Below are 14,988 nucleotides of genomic sequence, written 5' to 3' on the forward strand. Positions count from 1 at the left end.
ACTGCTCCTCCTATTCCCTACAGCTTTTATGCCTTATTATAATGGTTGAAAGACCATTATTTCTGGTTACTTCAAAGTTTAAATTTCGTTCCATGATAAAGCTGTCCAGCCATGGCATAACATGTGTACAAATAATCGTTATACTTTGAAATAGTTCATTACTTAAAAATGGCAGCAATGCCTTTTTTGACGTGACTTCTGGATGTACCTTTTGCAGCAGAGCAAAATCCAGAAAAAAGTTACCCTGATGATCCAGGGGATAGGGTGCTGTTGGAACATCAGGCAATTCTTCTTGGACGACAATATTATCCTTTTCCACACAACAATCCTCATACACTTGATCTAATAATTCTGTTGTAAAAGTTTCTGCTTCTAACAAAATGAATCCCTGCTTGTCTAGAACCTGAAAAGGCAGTCCTGTAATCATTGTTCCTATCAGAATACTACAATCTCCCAGCTCTTCCACTATTTTTTTGCATTGCTCCCGTATGGCACTAGTTGATACCATGATACCTTCTTGTAAATCACTGCCTGCCTGGAATTCTTTTTTTATTTCCCACTCCTGCTCCTTTTCAAATACTTTTATTTTAGCAATATGTGAAAAATCTGTCATTTTATTTTCCTGGTTAAAAAGAACTGCTATTTTCCCATTCATTCCAATTCCCTCCTGCTATTTTTTCAAATGCTTTTTCCACTTCACGTACTTTTTTCTTTTGAATTCCAAAATCAAATGTCCGCTCCGCAGCGTGCAAAAATTCCCACATATTGCAGTTTCCACTTCGTTCTCCAATTCCAAACAAAGCACAGTCTATTAATTTTGCTCCTGCTTTTGCTCCTTCTATAGAATTTGCAATTGCCATCCCCAAATCGTTATGGGCATGCATCTCTATATTAATATCCACATGTTCTAATATCTCTTCTATCATTGTTCTTGTCCGGCAAGGTGTTAATACCCCAACTGTATCGGCAATGCGGATCGTTTCCACTCCCATATCCTTCAGCAGTCTGGCAGTATGAATCATAAACCCCACATCTGCCCGGGAGGAATCTTCAAAGCCCACTGTAACCTTTACCCCATGATTCATTGCTATATCCACACATCTTGCTAATGTTTTCTGCATCCAAACCTTATTTTTTTTCAATTTACTATAGATTTGAACGTAGGAAACTGGTGTTCCAATGTGAATAATATCCGGACAACACGAAACAGAGTAAATAACATCCTCTTCATTTACTCTACTCCACACAGATATGTATGAATTTTTTTTCTTCTTCATAATTTCTTTTACGTAGTCAATCCCCTCTGTATCCACATTAGGTATCCCTACTTCTATTTCATGTACATTTATATCATCCAGCAATAATGCCAGCTGTATTTTATCCTCAGGCCGCAACGCAATTCCCGGCCTCTGCTCTCCATCCCGAAGAGTCGTATCAACAATCCATCTTCTTTCCCTCATAAGCCATCACCTCTCTTACAATACTGTTAAATTCCTCATCTGAGAGACTGTCTCTTTTTTTCATACTAAGTTTTTTTATTTTCCTTAAAATAACTAAAGTAGTTTCCTGATCAACAGATCCCATTCCTAGCTCTTTTAATTTTATCTCAACAGAACTTGTTCCCGAATGTTTTCCTAGTATAATTTTTGTAGTCTGTCCAACCGATTCTGGTGGATATGCCTCATAATTGGATGGATTTTTTGCAATTCCATCTACATGTATCCCAGATTCCACATGAAAAATTTCGTTTCCGATTACTGGCTTATATGGTGATATTTTTTTCCCAGTTATGGTTTCATAAAGTTCTTTCAATTTTACCAGAGATGTAATGTCTTGATTCGGTTTATAGCGGGCAGCAATTCTTAGTGCCATAAGCACCTCTTCTGTAGCAGCTAAATTACCACTGCCGGCAAAACTTGTAGTTATTTCGCTTCCACCTGTTAAGATCCATTGTACAGCCAGAGCGCTGGCACAGCCGTAGGTATTTTCTGGGCAGAAATTGATTTTACTTCTATGAAGCAGTTGTCTGATTTCCTTCATTGCATGCTCATAGTTATGGCACAGCAAATCATCTAGACCGACAATGCGAACATAATCACGGCTTTTATGTGCTCTAAGCTGCACAATTTCTCTTATATCATTTAGCTGAAATTCTGACATTACGGATTCTGTATTCTCTCCATTGTGACATATGAATCGATGTATTCCCCGAAAAAATTTTTGTAAAGGGGATGCATCTATTTTTACGTAAAAGCGAAAACCTTCAGGTAGTTTTTCCAATTTTTGATAAACCTCCTGGGATATTTCTAAATCTGTAATTCCAATTGTCTTCATACAATCACAAAATAGAATCAGTTGTTCCCTGGTAGGAAGACAATGATCGAGTGTTGCTAATGTAGCATCTATAATTCGAATCATGTGTTTTTCCCCCTTTCAGAAGTCTCCTACCGTAATTCTATACCGGAAAAGATTAAATCATTAAATCCTTTACTGGATTTCCGCCTTCAAAATGCTCTTCAAAAATACGTTCCACATCATCCTCTGTTACGTTTCCGTACCAGACTCCTTCTGGATAAACAACGACAACAGGTCCCTTATCACAAATGCCAAAGCATCCTGTATTATTAATAACAACATCACCTGATAAATCCCTGTCTTCGATTTCCTCCATAAAACGCTGTACCAAATCTACGGAGCCTTTTGAAAAGCAGTATCCTTTCTGCTGCCCATTGATCCGACAGCTTGTACAAATGAATACATGATATTTTGGTTGTACCATTTTTTCCTCCTTTCAAACCACAGACACATAATTTACTGATACTCTATTTATGACAACAGTTTATTGGATGCCATAGTCACAGCATCTTCTATTCTGTCATAAGTAGCAAGCACTAAAATTCCTTTTTCCTTTAATTTCTCTTTTGGTGATTCGCCTATTCTCATGGCAATTACACCATTACAGTCACCAATGACTTTGATAATCTTAGATATCTTATCTTCCCCTTGGCCACATTCATCTGATCCAGCACAGTATTTATCAATTTTCCTCTTTTCCAGGAAAACTGGCCTTCCCTCTTTGTATTCATAGATATATAATTCTGAAACCTGTCCAAAATGCTGGTCGGTAAACATTCCACTTTTTGAAGCAACGGCAAAACGTAATGCCTTTGAAGTACCTTCTGTCTTTTCTTTTCCACCGCACCCTCTGAATTGTAAGGATAAGTCATCCTCCAGTGTACCTATGGCGTCTGCTCTGCACTGCTTGCAGTGAAACATCTGCTTCATCGTCTGTCCGCACTGGATTCTCAGTTTATTAATTTCCTTGTTGCTGGCAACCGGATTATGTTCAAACACACTTCCCTCAACCGGAATAAACGGCATAATATTTGTAATATAACATCCAATCTCTTTCATTTTTTCCACAATAGCTGGTATATGGTGATCATTGATGCCTTTCAAGGTAACAATATTAATTTTACATATCACTCCTCTTTCAACCAGTAGTTTTAATCCTATTAGCTGATTAGAAAGCAGAACTGCTGCTGCACTTTCATCTGTAAACCGTACCCCCATATAATTAACGTGCTTGTAAATCTTTGCACCGATTTTAGGATCAATTGCATTTAATGTAACGGTAACGTGGCTTACTCCCAGCCTTACAAGCTCCTCTGCATACATAGGAAGCATTAACCCGTTTGTGGACAGGCAGAATGTAACGTCTTTATCATATTCTCTAATTAATTCTAAAGTCCTTTTTGTTTCTTCAAAGTTTGCCAGTGCATCACCAGGTCCGGCAATTCCCACTACAGACAAATTAGGAACCTTTTCTTTTATTACTTTATACTTTTCAAATGCTTCCTCAGGGGTAAGTACTTTTGTAGTAACACCAGGGCGGCTTTCATTTGGACAATCAAATTTGCGGACACAATAGTTGCATTGGATATTACACCTTGGTGCAACAGGCAGATGCATTCTGGCATGGCTGTGTGCGCCGCAATTATAGCATGGATGGGTTTTTGTTTTTTCCTCCATCTCTTCTTTTGTAAATGCTGCTCCTGTTTTAGGAACGTCCTTTTTTACTTCTTCCATCTTATCTTCCATTTTTTCTTTATAATAAGTATTGTATAACTCTTCCCGAAAACCTGTTTCTTTTCTTGCTAATATCGCATTTGTAATTTCATCTAGAAAGTTCAAAGACCCTTCATAGCCCAGCATCCTCAACCTCTGTCCTCCTACCCGGTCATGAATCGGAAAGCCTCTTCTAACTAACGGAATGTTTAAGCCTTCCTCTATTCTTCTTCCATCTGAATTCCCAATCATCAGATTCGCCTGACAGGTTTGGGCAAGCTCTTCTATATTTTTAAAATCTGTATCTTGTACTATTTCATACCGCTCAATTAAATACCTCTTTGCCAAAAGGTCTATATCCTCTTTAATTAAATTTTCCAGCTGGCTGCAAACAGACCCAGTAGCTGCTGCCACTGGCATTACGCCATTTTCAACACATAGCCTGGTTGTAGACACTACAAAATCTGGTTCTCCATATATTACTGCCCTGCCATCGCCATTGTATTTGTGGGCATCAATCATGCCATCCAGATACCGCCCGCGCATTTCTTTTATTTCTTCAGGAATCGGTTTTCCCGAAATCTTTGCCAACAAATCATAAAAACGATCCACTGCTCTTAATCCTACTGGAAGTTCGATTCTTTCATACGGTACACCATATTGCTCATATAAATATCCAGCTGGTGATTTCTCTGGTTCCATGTTGCTTAAAAACAAGGTATATTTTGCTCCCGCCATCTGCTGTATGTCTTCTATTGACGTTCCTCCCGACGGCAGTCTGCTGTAAGACTTCTTATATGCTCCATCCAGGTTATCCGCTAGATCAGGAAGTAAAATAACATCCAGCTCAAATAACTGGAAAATTCTCTTTAAATATCGGGTGTCTGCCGGACTAATCCCACTTGTTATCACATTGATCCGGTTATGTTTTTCCTGCTTCATTTTCACCTGGGATACTATGGCATATAATGCTTTAAAGTACCCCTCAAACTGAGTACCTCCATAACCGGCTGAATTGATAGGAATAATGGTGATATTTTCATATCCTGGATTTTGATCATAAAATTTTTCTATCATTCTTTTAATGTCTTCTCCGATTGTTTCGGCTAAACAAGTGGTGGCAACACCAATTACTTCTGGTTCATAAAGTGTAATCAGATTTTTTAAGCCCTGCAACAGGTTTTTCTCACCGCCATATACAGTTCCCTGCTCTGTCAAAGAAGAAGAGGCTATGTCCACAGGCTCATTATAATGTGTTGCCATATGTCTTCGGATATAAGTACTGCATCCCTGTGACCCATGTAAAATAGACATACATTTTTTAATTCCATACAGTGCTGTTACGGCACCCATTGGCATACACATCTTACATGGATTTGTATTCAAATTAACAAGTGATGATACCTTGGTTTTCATGGCAATCCCTCCTATTCTTTGATGTAATCCCATACTGGATTGTTTATACTGGAATTGATTTCTTTTACAAAATTCAGAACACCCTCAAATCCAGCTAAAGGATGCTTTCTCTCATGATTATGATCACAAAATGCAATTCCCAGTTTATAAGCAAGAGGTCTTTCCTTTACACCACCTACTAATATATCTGCTTTTTTCTCTATCATAAAGGTTTCCAGCTCGGCAGGATTTGCATCATCCAAAATAACGGTATCTTCCTTTACAAGACTTTCTATTATTTCATAATCATCCTTTTTCCCTGTCTGGGTACCTACCACAACAGTTTCCATTCCTAACGAGCGAAACTGCCTGATCAGTGAAATTGCTTTAAAGCCTCCACCCACATAGATGGCAGCTTTTTTTCCAATTAAATTTTGTTTATATCGTTCCACTAAATCCTGGATTTCTTTTGCTTTACTCTCAGTAAATGCAATTGCCTTCTGCCGGGCCTTTTCATCTCCTAAGGCTTCTGCAATCCGAATCAAGGAGCTTGTCGTATCTTCCACTCCAAAAAAGCTTACTTTAATGAAAGGAATATCCATTGTTTCCTCCATCTGTTTTGCCAAATAAGTACTTGAACCTGCACACTGAACGATGTTAAGGGAAGCGGACGGAGCTGCAATCAAACTTTCATAGCTGGAATCCCCTGTAAAAGAAGAAACCACATGAACTCCAATCTGCTTTAAATAATCCTTGATAATCCACATCTCACCTGCCAGATTAAAATCTCCAAGAATATTTACCCCTTTTACCTTTTCCTTTGTTTTATACTGACCAATCAATGACATAATGGCATTGCAAGCCATTCGATAGCCAGTAGATTTATTCCCCGAAAAGCCTGGTGACTTTACTGGAATAATATGATTTCCATATTTTTCAGACAAAGTCCGGCATACCGCTTCCACATCATCGCCAATGACTCCTACAATACAGGTTGCATATATAAAAACAAGTTTTGGATTGTATTTCTCCATGACCTCTTCAATGGCAGCCGTTAATTTTTTTTCACCGCCAAATATAATATCGGTCTCTCTTAAATCGGTAGAGAAGCTGTTTCGGTATAAATCTTCCTTACTAGTCAGGCTGCCTCGGATATCCCACGTATAACTTGCACAGCCAATTGGTCCATGCACAATGTGAAATGCATCTGTAATTGGATTTAACACGACTCTTGCACCACAATAAACACAGGCTCTTTGGCTGACGGCTCCAGAAACACTATCGGAGTCACATCTCATCCCATCGCCACTACAGCCCCCTGCCTGCTTATGCAGAATAAAATCCTGTCTTTCTTTTAATATACTGCTGTCCGTTTTTACTATTTCTTCTACAACCATACCAAACACTTCCTTCCACTACCGTTTTCTCACTCTATCAGATTTGCCTGACAGCCTGCTGTCATTTACAGAAAGAGGGTATGTTGACTCAATTGTCAAATACCCTCAAATCCTCTTTTACATTACAACTTCGACATCCTTTTCTTCGCAATGACTGTCTTGGTAATCCATTAATGCACTTGCTATCAATTCTGCCATTCTCATTGCTCCACGATAACCTGTAAGTGGCATATAAGAATGTATATATCTATCTATAATTGGAAATCCCATTCTTACCAAAGGAATATCCTCTGCCCTGGCAATTGTTTTTCCATGTGTTCCTCCAATGATTAAATCAACCTTCTCATTTTTAATCCATTGATGTAACAGGAATAAATCACCTTCTGCCTTTACGGTACAGTCTTCTACCCCAAATTTTTCAAGAAGCGCTTTTCCAGCCGTTTCAAATGCAGCTCCTGGTGTACCAGTTACCATGTATTTTGGAATCATACCTAATTCTAATGCAAAGGAAGCAATTCCTAATACGGTATCTGGGTCTCCAAATATCGCCACTTTTTTACCATAGGTATATGGATGAATATCTATCATAATATCAATCAGCTGACCTCTTTCTTCTTCTATCTCATATGGAACTTCTTCCTTTGAAATTTTTTGTAGTTCCATGATGAAATTATCCGTTGCCTCAACCCCCATTGGAAGTGGCATAGATACATATTCAACCCCACATTGTTTACGAAGAACCTCTGCTGATGGTTCAGATGTCTGAACTCCTAACGCTACTGTTTTGATGCAGCCGCCCAATTCCTTAATATCATCAATCAAGGTACCGCCCTTTGGATACATTTCGTATTTTCCAGTCATTGGCGAATCCATTACCCCACTGGTATCCGGAAGCATAGTAATCGGTACCTTTAATGCATTTGCCAATTTCTTATATTCTCTCATATCACCTGGGTTCACAAAACCAGGCATAATACAAACCTTTCCGTTTGGCTCTGTACCCTTTTTAGCTAAGTATTTGATAAAACCAGATACCATGTTTGTAAATCCAGTAACATGTGAACCTTTGTAGCTTGGAGTATTACAGTGAACAACATATTTTCCATCTGGTATATCCATGTCTATGATTAAAGCATTTAAATCGTCTCCAATTGTTTCAGAAAGACAGGTTGTGTGTACTGCTATCATCTCAGGATGGTATAAATCAAAAATATTTTTTACCGCAGTTTTTAAGTTACTGCCTCCACCAAATACGGATGCACCTTCTGTAAATGAACTGGAGGATGCCATTGCAGGATCCTTAAAATGTCTAGTCAAAAACATTCTGTGGAATGCACAACAGCCTTGCGAGCCGTGACTATGTGGGAGACAGTTGTGAACACCCAGTGCTGCATACATTGCTCCAACTGGCTGACATGTTTTTGCTGGATTAATTACAATTGCTTTTCTTTCTGTTATTTCCTTTGGTGTGTAATCTAGCATGCTTCGTCACCTCCTAAAGTTCCTTCTATACATGGTGTGTCTTTCCATGGAGCTTTTACATAGCTCCAGGCTGGTGTGTACAAGCCCATTACCAAATCCCGTCCAAAATTAACTGCTCCTCGGAAACCTGCGTATGGACCGCTATAATCATATGAATGAAGCTGTCTGGACAGCATGCCGCTTTTTTGAGCTACAAATTTATCTTTGATACCTGAAAAGAAAATGTCTGGTTTTAATATTTTCATAAATTCTTCTGTTTCAAAATGATTTAAGTCGTCGCAGATAATTGCTCCTTCATCCATCCCCTTAAACATACCTTCGTAATAGTTTATTTTTACTCCTTTTTCCTCTAGTGCCGCTTTCTGCTCGTCAGTCATATATACCCGATAGAATTTTGGATCTGCCTCTACTTCAATACTTTCAATGTTTTTGCTGTCTGCATCTGGCTTAATATCAGGAATAACCTCACGGCCTTCATAATCATCTCTATGTGCAAATTCGTATCCTGCCAGTACGGTACTGATTCCAAAATCTTTTAATAATAACTGGTAATGATGAGAACGGGAACCACCAACATATAATGCTGCCGTTTTTCCCTTTAATTTACTTTCATAGTATTCTACTTCATCTCGAATTGCGTCTTCTTCGTCTGCAATGACTGCTTCAATTCTTGCCTTTAGTTCTTCATCTCCGAAGTATTCTCCAATATCCCGAAGCGACTTTTTACAGGACTCAATTCCAATAAAGTTTACTTTAATCCAATCCATTCCGTATTTGTCCTTCATCATATCTGCTACGTAGTTAATAGAACGATGGCACTGGACTAAATTTAAACTGGCAGTATGTGCATTTTTAATATCACGATAGCTTCCGCTTCCTGTAAAGACAGATACAACTTCTATACCACATCTTTTCAGTATTTTTTCAACTTCCCAGCCATCACCACCAATATTATATTCACCTAAAACATTTACGGAATATTTCTTTTCTGGCTGGTGGTCACCCGTACCGATGATATAACGGATTAACTGGTTATTTGCAATGTGATGTCCCGCTGACTGGCTGACACCCTTATAGCCTTCACAGCTAAATGCAATACATTTTATTTCATATTCTTCCTGAGCCCATTTAGCAACTGCATGGATATCATCACCAATCAGACCAACTGGACAAGTGGAACAGATAAAAATGCATTTTGGATGAATCAAACCAACTACTTCTTCAATTGCCTTTTTCAATTTTTTCTCTCCGCCAAATACGATATCTGACTCCTGCATATCTGTGGAAAAACAATATTCCAAATAGCAATCTGCTTTCTCACCATTCTTTTCATCTGCAACTGCTTTATGTCTTCTGGTTCCCCATGAATAATAGGCACAACCAATTGGTCCATGCACAATAATTGCCGCATCCTTAATTGGCCCCAGTACAACGCCCTTACACCCTGCAAAACAACAGCCTCTTTGTGTAATAATACCTGGAATTGCTCTGGTATTTGCGGTTACTACATCCTTTTCATGTTCACCGATTGCGATTACATGCTCTTTTCTATTTTTATAAACTCTGGAACTATATTGTTCTAGTACTTTCTCTCTTACACTACTCATTTTGTTTCACCTCCTAATATGAATCAGTATCTGTTTGATGTTCACCGTCTCTAACGCGAATAGATTCATAAATCGGCAGCACAAATATTTTTCCATCGCCTGGGTTTCCTGTTGAATTAACATCCATTATGGTATTTACGATAATTTCTACTGAATCATCAGGAACCACCAGTGCAAACACCCTTTTCGGAATTAATCTGGAAGCTTCCGATATATATTCTCCTACAGGAGACATCGGCAATTCACCTTCTTCCAAAATAGTATGAAACAAGGAAACATCAATTGCCTTTTTCCCACGTCCCATAACCTTCCTGCAAGTAAATGCTGGAAATCCTGCTGCTGCTAATGCCGTCTTTGTCTCATTCACCTTATTTAAACGGACAATTGCCATTATTTCTTTCATAAGCAGTCCTCCTATTATAGTCCTTGTTTCTTTGTACTAACTGTATATGCTTCCTCAACTGGACTAATAAAAATTCTTCCATCACCAAAATTTCCATTTTCACCTGTTCTTGCATATTTCATAATAATTCGGACCACATCATCCTTGTCCTCATCGTTTACAACCATTAAAAGCATTTCCTTTGGAATTTCATCATAAAATACATCTCCAACCTTAACACCTTTTTGCTTACCACGACCATACACATCCATTTTTGTAACAGCTGGATAACCAGCTGATAATAACTCTGAAAGTACAACTCCTACTTTATCTGGTCTAATAATTGAACGAACTAATACCATAAGATACCTCCATCCTTTCTCTGCAATTAATCCATAATTCCATGTTCCATTAAGATTTCTTCAAGTCTTTCAATTTTCATTGGTTTTGGAACTACAAACATATCATTTTCGTCGATTTTCTTTGCTAATTGTCTGTATTCGTCTGCCTGTGGAACATTTGGGCTAAAATCAATTACTGTTTTCTTATTGATTTCCGCTCTCTGTACATCATTATCACGAGGTACAAAATGAATCATTTGTGTTCCAATTTCTTTTGCTACTGCCTGTACAAGTTCTGCTTCTCCGTCAACCTTTCTGGAGTTGCAAATTAAACCGCCCAGACGAACACCGCCTGTTGTTGCATATTTCTGAATACCTTTTGAAATATTATTTGCAGCATATAAAGCCATCATTTCACCAGAACAAACAATGTAAATTTCCTGTGCTTTTCCTTCACGGATTGGCATTGCGAATCCACCACAAACAACATCGCCAAGTACATCATAAAAAACATAATCTAAATCATCTTCGTAAGCACCTAACTGCTCTAATAGATTGATGGAAGTGATAATACCACGTCCTGCACAACCTACACCAGGCTCTGGTCCGCCAGATTCTACACCCTTGATTCCTGCAAAACCTGTCTTCATGATGTAGTCCAGGTCGATGTCTTCGCCTTCCTCTCGTAATGTGTCCAGAACTGTTTTTTGAGCAAGACCACCAAGAACTAATCTTGTAGAATCTGCCTTTGGATCACATCCTACTATCATAATTTTCTTTCCCATTTCTCCTAAACCTGCTGTAAGATTCTGAGTTGTTGTGGATTTACCAATTCCACCTTTTCCGTATATTGCGACCTGTCTCATAATAAGAACCTCCTTTTCGAATACAACTTTGTCAATCGTCACTTAGAGTTCTGATTTCTTTTAATATAAAAAGACGCCAAAGTTTTTTATCACTTTGACGTCTCTGTCAGAAAAATCAGTTTTGTTTTCTCTATGGGCTAAATTATATATACAATTTGCCTTTTGTACAATACACTAATTTTTATAATTGAAACACTCTTTATTGAAAATTTTTGTGCAATATTAGGCATAGACTACTCCAACAGCATTAAAAATTGCTTTGGCATAGACATATACTCTGGAAGCGTTTCCTCAGAATAAATTTGAAAAAATGATTGTTGGGAAATCTTCCACCAAATCTCTTCTCCCTGTTCTTCCCCTGCTTTCTTTACTATAAACTCAATTTCAAACGGAGTATATACACTAGAAAAATAGTTTACAGGAAATACATTTTCCCGTTCCCTCTCGCCATTCCAGGGTACTAAGTCATGAGCCCGTATTCCCACATACTGAATGCGTTCTGAAATTTCAAGTTCCGTTTTTAAAACTATTTTCCAATCTTCTGCGTACAGGGTATGACTGCTGATTTTTTTAATTTTGGAAACGTTTTTACATCCTGTCAGCTTACATACCTGATACTTGACTGGATTCTTAAAGATTTGTTTTGTAGCGCCTGTTAAGAGCTGCTGTCCGTGTCCCAGAACCGTCAGCTTTTCACAAAAGCGGTACAGCTCATCTCTGCTGTGAGATACCATTAGTACTTCTCCATGGTAATCTTTCAATATCTCCAATACTTCTTTTTGCAGCACTTCCTTTAAATACGAATCTAATGCAGAGAATGGCTCATCCAGCAAAATTACATCTGGTTCATTTGCCAAAATCCTTGCCAAAGCTACTCTTTGCTGCTGGCCACCTGAAAGTTCACAAGGATATCTTTCTTCCAAGCCATCTAGTTGCAGCCTTTCTATTAAATTTCTAATTACTTTTTGTTTGTCAGCATTCTTTTTCCCAATGGCTATCTTAATATTATCTTTTACTCTCATAGTAGGAAACAATGCGTAATTCTGAAATAAATAACCTACCTTCCGATTTCTTGGCGCTATATTTATTTTTTCTTCTGAATCAAATAGTGTTCTGCCATTTAAAACTATTTTTCCTGAGGATGGTTTTTCAATCCCTGCAATACAGCGTAACGTCATGGATTTGCCCGAACCTGACGCTCCCAATATTCCCATATACTCTCCATTTGCCTGAAATTCTGTTTCCAGTGAAAATCCCTTTAGCCTCTTTTTTATCGAAACCTCTAATGTCATCCACTCCACCTCCTGCTATTTTTCATACCCTTTCCTGTAAGAAAATTAATTGATACTACAATAATGAAGGATAGAATTACAATTACAATTACCCAAAAACCAGCTTTTCCATAATTTCCTGCTGCTGCTTCTGATGCAATAGAAACCGATATAGTCCTGGTTTTCCCTAAGATATTTCCAGCCAGCATAGTTGTTGCACCATATTCCCCTAATGCCCTTGCAAAAGTCAATACCATTCCTGAAAGAAGCCCTGGCTTTGCAGATGGTAATATTATTTTCCAAAAAATTTTAAATTCTGATAGCCCCAGCGTTCTACCTGCATAAATTAGATTTACATCAATTTGTTCGAATGCTCCTCTAGCATTCCGATACATAAGGGGAAAGGCAATAGCAAAGGCGGCAATAACACATCCCGCCCATGTTTGTACAATTTTAATATTAAAGTTGATATATAGATATGCTCCTAATGGTCTTCTCACACTAAAGAGCAATAGCAGCAAAAAACCTGCAACGGTAGGAGGAAGCACCAATGGCAAGGTAAAAATACCGTCCAGCAGCCATTTGACTTTATCTTTTGTCATCATGACAAGTCGTGCCAGATATATTCCAAGAAAAAATGCCAGTATGGTTGCCACAATACCTGTTTTAATGGAAATAAACAAAGGACTCCAATCAATTTTGTTGATGATCTGCTCCATGATGCCTCCCTCCTGATTTAACTATTCTGTATAAATAGAAAATCCATACTTTTCAAATACCTGTAATGCTTCTTCGCTTGATAAATACTCTAAAAAATTCTTTGCGGCTTCTGTCTGGTTCTCGCCTGCCTCTTTATTTTTTATCAGCGCCACTGGATATAACACTGGTGTCTTTAAGCTTCCTTCTGGTGCTTCTGCCAACACCTCAACAGAATCTTTTGCTGAATTAGCATCTGTGGCGTAAACCACACCTACTTCATTACTGGCTTCACTTACTGCTGCCAAAACAGCTGTTACATTAGCCCCTTCATTGATTTCCATTTTCATTACAGCTTCCAAAATTCCCATGTTTTCAAAAATCTCTCTGGCATAGGCACCTACAGGAACATCCTCGCCAGCCAGGGCAATACTGGAGGCATCTGTTATATTCTCGAATCCTGTAACACTTGTTTCCCCATTAATTGGCTTTATTAGAACAACTTTATTTTCCAGCAAGTTTTTTATGGAATTACTTTCCACATACCCTCCTTCATTTAATGCTGTCATCTGCTTAGTCGCAGCAGAGAAAAACAGATCACATTCTGCCCCTTCTTCAATTTGTGTCTGCAATGTTCCTGAACTGTCTGCATTATATGTAATCATAACATCTGGTTCCTTTTCCAGATACATTGTCTGTATTTCCTCCATAGCATTTCCTAGGCTTGCTGCAATAAATACATAAATCTCTGTTTTTTCCTTGGTAGCTGCTTTCTCTTTTCCATTGCAGCCTGCACAAAATAGCATACTAGCTACTAACAAAACAGTTACTAAAACAACTTTTCTTTTCATACAACCAGCTCCTTCCTCTTTTTGAATACCAATCATACAAAAGTAAGTTTAATTTGTCAATTATATTGTCAGACTGTTCTTGGAATTTTGCCTGCTGTAGTATATTTTTTTTACCTGTTTCACTTTATTATTTAAGTTTATTTTGTCAATTTAGTAATTTGTACAAAATAAAATAAATATTTTTTCTATTTGACTTACTATTAAATATTTTTGCACAATTTATACAGCTATTTTATAAAAATCAGCTATTTTAGCACTAGTTTTTGTACTATTTCGTGCATTGATAGCTCAATTTTTTTATGCTATTGTTTATTACAAAAAGGGAGGGTTACTATGCAGATAAAAGAAATACGAATTAAGGAAGGATTTCTATTACGGGAACTTGGGGGTGAATTCTGCCTTGTTTTTGAGGGAGATACCAACAATGGTGCATTAGAAGAGCTTCCTTCTATTAATGAAACTGGTATCTTCTTGTGGCATAAATTAGAGCAGGGTGCCACTGCCGAAGAACTGGTAGAGGCTTTGCAACGAAAAAATCAAATTGACTATGAGGATGCTGAGCTGGATGTAGGAGAATTTCTTGCCAAGCTAATAAATGGAAAGGTGGTAACCTTTGAACGTTAGGATACCAC

Annotated in this window: 15 protein-coding genes; 1 reads left to right on the plus strand and 14 read right to left on the minus strand. The window is 38.0% G+C overall.

The window, feature by feature from the left end; all coding sequences use genetic code 11:
• Positions 1-10 precede the first annotated feature (10 nt).
• The 14 genes from BM305_RS01605 to modA all read right to left on the minus strand — a co-directional run bounded on the left by BM305_RS01605 (position 11) and on the right by modA (position 14,356).
• Positions 11-655 carry a Fe-only nitrogenase accessory AnfO family protein gene (locus tag BM305_RS01605; RefSeq protein WP_092558937.1) on the minus strand — a complete coding sequence of 215 codons (645 nt, stop codon included), beginning with the start codon at positions 653-655 and terminating at the stop codon, positions 11-13.
• Positions 627-1,460: a beta/alpha barrel domain-containing protein gene (locus BM305_RS01610; protein ID WP_092558938.1), complete on the minus strand. Its 834-nt coding sequence runs from the start codon at positions 1,458-1,460 to the stop codon at positions 627-629. Before BM305_RS01610 ends, BM305_RS01605 begins: the two co-directional genes overlap by 29 nt.
• Positions 1,435-2,418 (minus strand): homocitrate synthase/isopropylmalate synthase family protein, encoded by a 984-nt coding sequence (locus tag BM305_RS01615; protein ID WP_092558939.1) that lies wholly within the window; start codon positions 2,416-2,418, stop codon positions 1,435-1,437. Before BM305_RS01615 ends, BM305_RS01610 begins: the two co-directional genes overlap by 26 nt.
• Before the next feature lie 52 nt (positions 2,419-2,470).
• Complete coding sequence (locus BM305_RS01620) at positions 2,471-2,779, minus strand: 2Fe-2S ferredoxin (RefSeq protein ID WP_092558940.1); 309 nt, start codon at positions 2,777-2,779, stop codon at positions 2,471-2,473.
• Positions 2,780-2,826: 47 nt separating this feature from the next.
• Positions 2,827-5,484: a nitrogenase cofactor biosynthesis protein NifB gene (gene nifB / locus BM305_RS01625; protein ID WP_092558941.1), complete on the minus strand. Its 2,658-nt coding sequence runs from the start codon at positions 5,482-5,484 to the stop codon at positions 2,827-2,829.
• Positions 5,485-5,495: 11 nt separating this feature from the next.
• The gene (gene nifE / locus BM305_RS01630) at positions 5,496-6,860 is read right to left on the minus strand and encodes a nitrogenase iron-molybdenum cofactor biosynthesis protein NifE (RefSeq protein WP_092558942.1); all 1,365 of its coding nucleotides are present in this window, start codon (positions 6,858-6,860) and stop codon (positions 5,496-5,498) included.
• Between the two features lie 117 nt (positions 6,861-6,977).
• Positions 6,978-8,342, minus strand: coding sequence for a nitrogenase component 1 (locus BM305_RS01635; protein WP_092558943.1), 1,365 nt, complete (start codon positions 8,340-8,342; stop codon positions 6,978-6,980).
• The gene (locus tag BM305_RS01640; protein ID WP_092558944.1) at positions 8,336-9,949 is read right to left on the minus strand and encodes a nitrogenase component I subunit alpha; all 1,614 of its coding nucleotides are present in this window, start codon (positions 9,947-9,949) and stop codon (positions 8,336-8,338) included. The genes BM305_RS01635 and BM305_RS01640 overlap by 7 nt, the downstream gene beginning before the upstream one ends.
• 13 nt (positions 9,950-9,962) lie before the next feature.
• Positions 9,963-10,352: a P-II family nitrogen regulator gene (locus BM305_RS01645; RefSeq protein WP_092558945.1), complete on the minus strand. Its 390-nt coding sequence runs from the start codon at positions 10,350-10,352 to the stop codon at positions 9,963-9,965.
• Positions 10,353-10,366: 14 nt separating this feature from the next.
• The gene (locus BM305_RS01650) at positions 10,367-10,693 is read right to left on the minus strand and encodes a P-II family nitrogen regulator (RefSeq protein WP_092558946.1); all 327 of its coding nucleotides are present in this window, start codon (positions 10,691-10,693) and stop codon (positions 10,367-10,369) included.
• Positions 10,694-10,719: 26 nt separating this feature from the next.
• Positions 10,720-11,538, minus strand: coding sequence for a nitrogenase iron protein (nifH, locus tag BM305_RS01655; protein ID WP_092558947.1), 819 nt, complete (start codon positions 11,536-11,538; stop codon positions 10,720-10,722).
• 233 nt (positions 11,539-11,771) lie between these two features.
• Entirely contained in the window at positions 11,772-12,830 is a 1,059-nt protein-coding gene (locus tag BM305_RS01660; protein WP_092558948.1) for a sulfate/molybdate ABC transporter ATP-binding protein, read from the minus strand.
• Entirely contained in the window at positions 12,827-13,528 is a 702-nt protein-coding gene (gene modB / locus BM305_RS01665) for a molybdate ABC transporter permease subunit (protein WP_092558949.1), read from the minus strand. Before modB ends, BM305_RS01660 begins: the two co-directional genes overlap by 4 nt.
• Positions 13,529-13,549: 21 nt before the next feature.
• Complete coding sequence (gene modA / locus BM305_RS01670) at positions 13,550-14,356, minus strand: molybdate ABC transporter substrate-binding protein (RefSeq protein WP_092558950.1); 807 nt, start codon at positions 14,354-14,356, stop codon at positions 13,550-13,552.
• Positions 14,357-14,689: 333 nt separating this feature from the next.
• Between modA and BM305_RS01675 the strand changes: the two genes are divergently transcribed.
• Positions 14,690-14,980 carry a PqqD family protein gene (locus BM305_RS01675; protein WP_092558951.1) on the plus strand — a complete coding sequence of 97 codons (291 nt, stop codon included), beginning with the start codon at positions 14,690-14,692 and terminating at the stop codon, positions 14,978-14,980.
• Positions 14,981-14,988: the final 8 nt, after the last annotated feature.

The organism is Anaeromicropila populeti (assembly GCF_900112775.1).
GTDB classification, from domain to species: Bacteria; Bacillota; Clostridia; order Lachnospirales; family Lachnospiraceae; genus Anaeromicropila_A; species Anaeromicropila_A populeti.